This is a genomic window from Cupriavidus sp. 01L415 (assembly GCF_056400065.1).
The window spans coordinates 52322-58768 of record NZ_JBFTSP010000030.1 but is presented as its reverse complement, the minus strand read 5'-3'; the positions used below and the strand labels follow the sequence as shown (position 1 = coordinate 58768).

General features: G+C 67.2%; 6 protein-coding genes and 1 pseudogene. 1 reads left to right on the top strand and 6 read right to left on the bottom strand.

Features of this window, described 5'->3' with window-relative positions; all coding sequences use genetic code 11:
- Window positions 1-149: pseudogene (locus AC1DOX_RS26490) on the top strand (IS630 family transposase); the annotation flags it as partial.
- A gap of 123 nt (window positions 150-272) precedes the next feature.
- On the opposite strand, the gene AC1DOX_RS26485 reads toward AC1DOX_RS26490, so the two are convergent.
- The 6 genes from AC1DOX_RS26485 to AC1DOX_RS26460 all read right to left on the bottom strand — a co-directional run bounded on the left by AC1DOX_RS26485 (window position 273) and on the right by AC1DOX_RS26460 (window position 6302).
- Window positions 273-1085, bottom strand: coding sequence for a MetQ/NlpA family ABC transporter substrate-binding protein (locus AC1DOX_RS26485; protein WP_441621434.1), 813 nt, complete (start codon window positions 1083-1085; stop codon window positions 273-275).
- Window positions 1086-1179: 94 nt separating this feature from the next.
- Window positions 1180-2667 (bottom strand): efflux transporter outer membrane subunit, encoded by a 1488-nt coding sequence (locus AC1DOX_RS26480; RefSeq protein ID WP_441621432.1) that lies wholly within the window; start codon window positions 2665-2667, stop codon window positions 1180-1182.
- A complete protein-coding gene (locus AC1DOX_RS26475) occupies window positions 2664-3650 on the bottom strand; it encodes an efflux RND transporter periplasmic adaptor subunit (RefSeq protein ID WP_441621430.1) in 987 nt (328 codons plus the stop codon). Before AC1DOX_RS26475 ends, AC1DOX_RS26480 begins: the two co-directional genes overlap by 4 nt.
- The gene (locus tag AC1DOX_RS26470; protein WP_092140152.1) at window positions 3647-3856 is read right to left on the bottom strand and encodes a DUF1656 domain-containing protein; all 210 of its coding nucleotides are present in this window, start codon (window positions 3854-3856) and stop codon (window positions 3647-3649) included. Before AC1DOX_RS26470 ends, AC1DOX_RS26475 begins: the two co-directional genes overlap by 4 nt.
- A complete protein-coding gene (locus AC1DOX_RS26465) occupies window positions 3856-5832 on the bottom strand; it encodes an FUSC family protein (RefSeq protein WP_441621427.1) in 1977 nt (658 codons plus the stop codon). Before AC1DOX_RS26465 ends, AC1DOX_RS26470 begins: the two co-directional genes overlap by 1 nt.
- Window positions 5833-5837: 5 nt before the next feature.
- Window positions 5838-6302, bottom strand: coding sequence for a MarR family winged helix-turn-helix transcriptional regulator (locus tag AC1DOX_RS26460; protein WP_441621425.1), 465 nt, complete (start codon window positions 6300-6302; stop codon window positions 5838-5840).
- Between the last annotated feature and the right edge of the window lie 145 nt (window positions 6303-6447).

The window sequence follows — 6447 nt, the reverse complement described above, 5'->3', positions numbered from 1 at the left end:
CCAGCGTCAAACAGTTGGTCCAACGCATCGATCATTTCGTGACCGCTTACAACGCGGACTGCCAGCCATTTCGCTGGACAGCTACTGCCGACTCGATTCTCGAAAAGTTGCACCGACTTTGCTCACGTATTAGTGGGACAGGACACTAGCCGTGAACGAAGCAAATCGACTATGGATAGACGGCAGGCACGCCAACGCCTGGGCCCCAGACAAAAACGGCGGCCCTTGAACTGACGTCAGGCCGCCGCTTTCCCGCAAGGCTTACGCCCCGCTCAGAACGACGGCACCATCGCACCCTTGTACTGGGCCTTCATGAACTGGCGCACCTCTTCTGACTGATACGCGGCGACCAGCTTCTTCACCCACGGCTTGTCCTTGTCCTGGGTGCGCACGACGATGATATTGGCGTACGGGCTGTGGATGTCTTCCAGTGCGATGGCATCCTTGGTCGGCTGCATGCCGGCGGCCAGCGCGTAGTTGGTGTTGATCACGGCGGCGCCGACGTCAGGCAGCGAGCGGGCCAGCTGGGCGGCGTCGAGTTCGACGATCTTCAGCTTCTTCGGATTCTCGGCCACGTCCAGCGCGGTGGCGTTCACGCCGTTGGTGCCCACGCCGGGCTTGAGCTTGATCACGCCTTGCGCGGCCAGCAGCAGCAGCGCGCGATTCTCGTTCGATGGATCGTTCGGCACGGCCACCTTGGCGCCCTGCGGCAGGTCCTTCGGCGACTTTAGCTTGGCCGCGTAGATGCCCAGCGGCGAGATATACGTGTAGCCCACGCTGACCATCTTGTAGCCGCGCTGCTTCACCTGGCTATCCAGGTACGGCTGGTGCTGGAAGCTGTTGGCATCCAGGTCACCGGCATCCAGCGCCGCATTGGGCTGCACGTAGTCGTTGAACTCCACCACCTTTACGTTCAGGCCATTGCGCTTGGCCACCTTCTGCACCACTTGCCAGACTTCGGCGTCCGGGCCGCTGACCGTACCCACGCGGATGGTCGGTTCCTGGGCGGCCGCGTTGCCGGCGGCCACGATGCCCAGCGCCACCACGGCGGCGGACAGGGTCTTCGAGATCGAAAGCGTCTTCATACGTCTTGTTTCCTGGGAATCAATGGGCCGCCACCGCGGATCGGACGGCGGCCAAGCCACGCCGGATGAGCGCAGGCCGGGGCAGAAGCTTACCTCAATGCGTCTCGCCGGCCGCCGGGCCAGCGTGTTTCTCGCCGACCGGGTGGCTCGCCACCTTGGGGGCGTCCTGCCAGCCGCCGCCGAGTGCCACGAACAGGTTGATCTGGTTCATCGCCAGCTGCGCGTCGGATGCCGCCAGCGCCGCATCGCTGCCAGCCAGCGTCCTGTCAGCATCCAGGCTGTTCAGGTATGGCGATCGGCCGGCCTGGTACAGCAGGCGATTCTGGCGCGCGGCCTCATCCGCCTTGTCGCGGGCATCGCGCAGCGCCTGATTGCGGTCCAGTTCATGGGTGTACGCGGACAGCGCGCTCTGCGTCTCGCGCAATGCGCGCAGCACCACGCCGTCGAACTGCGCCAGCGCACCTTCGGCCCCGGCCTCCATGTTGTGGATGCGGGCACGCGTGCCGCTGGTCGGCAGCGTCCACGAGATCATCGGCCCATAGCCCCAGTGCGCGGTTGGCGCCTGGCCAAGGTGATCGAGGATACCGGTGAAGCCGGCGGAGGCGCCGATGCGGATTTGCGGATACAGGTCCGCCGTGGCCACGCCGATCTTGGCCGTGGCGGACGCGAGTTCGCGTTCAGCCTGGCGGATGTCCGGGCGGCGCTTCAGCAGCGCCGCGCCATCGCCCACGGGCAGCGCCTGGCGCAGCGCCGGTACGTGTTCGCAAGCCACGCTGCGCATGTCCAGCGCGGTAGGCGGCTTGCCCAGCATGACGGCCAGCCGGTACGCGGCCACTTCCTGCTCGGCGCGATATTTCGGCAGCGTGGCGCGCAGCGTATCGGCCTGCGCCTGCGCCCGCAGCAGATCCGTCGGCTGGCCGCGTCCCGCGTCGACCAGCTTCTGCGCGAGCACGACGCCGCGCTGCTGCAGATCGAGCTGATGCTGCGCAACGTGCAGTTCATGCGTGGCTGTGCAGCCCTGCATGTAGGAGCGCACGGTTTCCGCCACCACGCCCACGCGCGCCTGATCCAGCGCGGCCTGGCTGGCCTGCGTGCCGGCCAGCGCCGCCTCGTCCGCGCGGGCCAGCTTGCCGAAGAAGTCGATCAGGTACGACACATCGAAACCCACGTCCCCGAAGTTGAAAACCGGGATCTTCTCTTCCTTCAGCAAGGGCTCGCCCGCGATCTGGCCGCGCTCCGCACTGGCGCGGAACCGCGTCTCCGGCAGGTTCTCAGCCTCGACCTCGTGGTAGACGGCGATGGCGCGCTTGAGGTTGGCGGCGGCCACGCGCAGATCGGTGTTGGCCACCAGCGCCTGCTGCACCAGTTCGTCAATGCGGGGATCGTCATACAGGCGCCACCAGTCGTTGGGCACCTCGCCGATGGACACCGCGGGACTGTCGGTGCCCTGGAACGGGCCGTTGGCGGCGGACGATTTCACGGCGGCATCCTCGGGCACCTTGTGGTCAGGTCCGACGGTCATGCAGGCGGCCAGCGCCAGCGGCAACGTCGCCGCCAGCGTGGTCCGGACAAGGCGTTTCACTGCACAGCTCCGGTTGCGGCCACGCCCTTGCCGGCGAGCGCGACCTTGTCATGGGAGGACGGCGTTGCAGCCGCCGGCGCGGCAGGCGCGGCCGGGGCCGCCTGGTCCGGCGACTTGCCATCGGTCTTCACGGACACCGTGGCGGTGCGGCCTGCCACCAGGCGCACATCGGCCGGCATCTGGTCGAACTGGATCCGCACCGGCACGCGCTGAGCCAGCCGCACCCAGTTGAACGTCGGATTCACGTTGGGCAGCAGGGTCGACCCGCTGGTGCGGTCGCGATCCTCGATGCCGGCGGCGATGCTCTGCACATGGCCGTGCAGCACGCGTTTCTCGCCCATGATGCGGATGTCGACCGGGCTGCCGATCTCGATGCCGTGCAGCTTGGTTTCCTCGAAGTAGCCCTCCACGTGGAAGGACGTCGCGTCGACCATCGACAGCACCGGCTTTCCGGTGCTCACGTAGTCGCCCAGGCGCGGCAGGCGGTCGTTGACGTAGCCGTCCACCGGACTCAGCACGCGGGTGCGCTCGAGGTTCAGCTTCGCAACGCCGATGGCGGCCTCGGCCTGCGCCAGCGTGGCCTCGCCCTGCTGCACCTTGGCCAGGCCTTCCTCGATGACTTCCTTCGACACCACCTCGGCCAGCTTCTGGCTGCGGCCGGCCTCGCGCCGGGCCTGCGCCAGGTTAGCACGCACGGCGGCGGCGGTGGCCTGCGCCTGCTGCAGCGCCAGCGCGTAGCGCTCATGATCGATCTCGAACAACACGTCGCCAGCCTTCACGCGCTGGTTGTCCTTGACGGCGATGCGCGTGACCAGGCCGGACACGTCCGGCGCCACCTGCACCACTTCGGCACGGATGTGGCCGTCGCGCGTCCACGGCGCCACGGTGTAGTAGTCCCACAGATGCTTGACGACAACCGCGCCAACGGCGGTGACGGCCAGCGTCAGCACGACTGGCCCGAGCGAAGAGAGTTTGAGTTTCATGATTGCAGCCACGGCACGACCACAACCACCCCACCCAGGACGATTGCGTACAGCGCCAGATTAAACAGGGAACGGTGCCACACGAGCTTGTAGAAGCCGACGCGCGTCAGCACGGCGCGCGCGCCGCTCGTGATCACAAAGGCGGCGAGCATCCACACCAGCAGGCTGGGCACGAACACGCCATAGATACTGAATTCACCGGGCATCAGGCTTTTCCGGAAACGGGTGCCGGCGACACCGCCGGCGGAAACAGGGCTACTTGCATTTCGACCACCGCGGCCATTGCGATACGCGAACCCACCTTCTGCCGGGCATTGGCCAGTCGTGTGCGCAACGCCGGCGGCGGCGCATCGGCGTCGCCATCGAGGCGGGCCTTGTAGTAGCCCGAAACGCTGCGCAGCACGCGCTTCACCGCGTGTTGCTGGTCGGCGGGCATGTCGGGCATCTCGCGTTGCAGCGCCAGCGTGCTCAGCCCGACGCGCACTTCGCTGAAACCGTCGGCGGACACTTCGCTTTCGCTCGCGGCCAGCCGCGGCACCAGTTGCGCCAGGCGGTCCAGCATGCGGGCGCGCAGGCTGGCATGGGACTCCGGCTTGCCGCCGACGGCATTCGCGGCGATATCGCCCCACCCGGCACGCACCAGCCGGCGCGTGGCCGCACGGGTGCCGAAAGGCCGCAGCGCGAGCGTCCAGACCAGCGCGAACAGGATGCCGGCGATACCGGCCACATTGGTGTTGAAGAAGGTGTGAAAGTTGGCGCTGTAGGCGCCTTGGATGCCGATGTCGTTGGCCGTCACCACGGCAAGCGGCATGCCGATCATCGCCAGGCGCGGCTGCGCCACCAGCAGGCCAATGATCAGATACGGCACCGCGAACATCATCACCAGCATCTCGAAGTCGTGGGCCACCGGCAGCACCGCGAACACGAACACCATCGAAATCAGCAGACAGACCACGTTCCAGGTGAAGAACGACCGGATCATCGGTGCCGGCTCGTCCATCGCGGCAAAGAAGCAGCACGAGATGGCGCCCAGGGACACGGCGCCGGCACCATCGGCCCAGCCCATCCAGATCCAGAGCATGCCCATCGTGAAGATGGCCATGGCCACCGTGACGGTGGAGAACAGCAGCATGCCGTGGTCGTAATGGCGCGCGCGGCCCACATCCCAGCGCTGGAATTCCGGGGCCCACGTGCGCGCCATGTGCCGCTCGCCGATACTGCGGCACAGCGTCACGCAGTCCGTCCAGAGCGCCACCATCTGCGCCAGCCGGTCTTCCGCCGCCGTGACCAGCGCAGCGTCCCAAGATGGCTCGAGCGGCGTCTCGGCCAGCGTTGGCGGCGCCCCCACGGCGCCCGACTCGATCCACGCCTTGACGGCCTGCATCTGCGCGGCCAGCGGAGCTGGAACGCCACCGGCCGCCTGCAGGCTCTCCACGGCAGCCGCCAGCGAGGACAGCACTGGCAGCAGCATCGTCATGCGGCCACGCAGTTCGCGCGCGGCGCGCACCCTGGCGGCGGTTTCGGTGTCATAGGAGAGCTGGCTGATCAACTGGTCGAGCGCCAGGATGTCGGCGGCCAGACGGTGGCGGCTGTGATGGCGCGTGACCTGTGCGCCGGGGCTCGCGGACAACATGTCGCCGGCCCAGAGGGCCGCGTCGCCCATCCATTGCCGGGATTTGTCGCGCAGCACGTCGGCAACGCTTGCCGGCCACACCAGCGCACCGACCACGCTCGCGCACAGGATGCCGAGGCAGATTTCCTCGGCGCGTGCGACGGCGATATCGAAGATGCCGGCGGGATTGTCGACGGCCGGCAGCGCCACCAGCGGCAGCGTGTAGGCCGCCAGCATGAAGACGTAGCTGCGCGGCGTGCGATGCAGCAACGCCACGTAGAGCAGGCAACCTGTCCAGATGGCCACCGCGGCCATCAGCAGCGTCGGCGCGTTGACCAGCGAGGGCACGATCGCCACGCCTGCGGCGGCACCCAGCAGCGTGCCCAGCACGCGGTACAGCGCCTTGGAGCGCGTGGCGCCCGTGAGCGGGTGCGCCACGATATAGACCGACCCCATCGCCCAGTAAGGACGCGGCAGGCCCAGATACAACGCAATCCACAACGCCAGCATGGCGGCGATAAAGGCTTTGACGGAAAAGATCCAGTCCCTTCCGGATGGCCAACTACCCATGACGTTCAGGACTCCTGCTTGCCCGAGGATGCGGCGGCGGCTGCCGCGCGTGACAAGGCTTCCAGCACGCGCAGCGTGGCGGCCATGTCGGCCTCGCTGACTTCCGCGAAAACTTCCGCGCGCAGTTGCTTGAGTTCGACTTCGATCTGCTCCGCCATGCGATCGCCGGCTTCCGTCAGCGACAGCACGTTGGCGCGCCGGTCGCTTGGGTCCACCTCGCGGCGGATCAGGCCGGCCGCGCTCAACTGATCCACGAGCCGCACCAGCGTGGCACCTTCCACGCCGACATAGTCGGCCAGCGTGACCTGGCGAACCCCGCCACCCAGCCGGCGAACAAACAGCAGCGGCGCGGCGGCCGCGGCGGAGATGCCGTGGGCGGTCACCGCTGCCTGGCTGATCTGGCGCCATTGGCGACCCGCCAGCATGAGCTGGCCGGTGAAGGCGAAACGAAGGGCATCGATCTTTGGCATGGGGCGAATGATAGACGTGAATTTATTAGAATGCAAACTATTTCTCTGCGAACTAGTTCAAGCGCGGTATGCGGCACCCGGCAGCCACGTCCATCGCGTGATGCGGCTGTTGCCGCACCAGCCCTCTCTCGCCCGATTCAACATA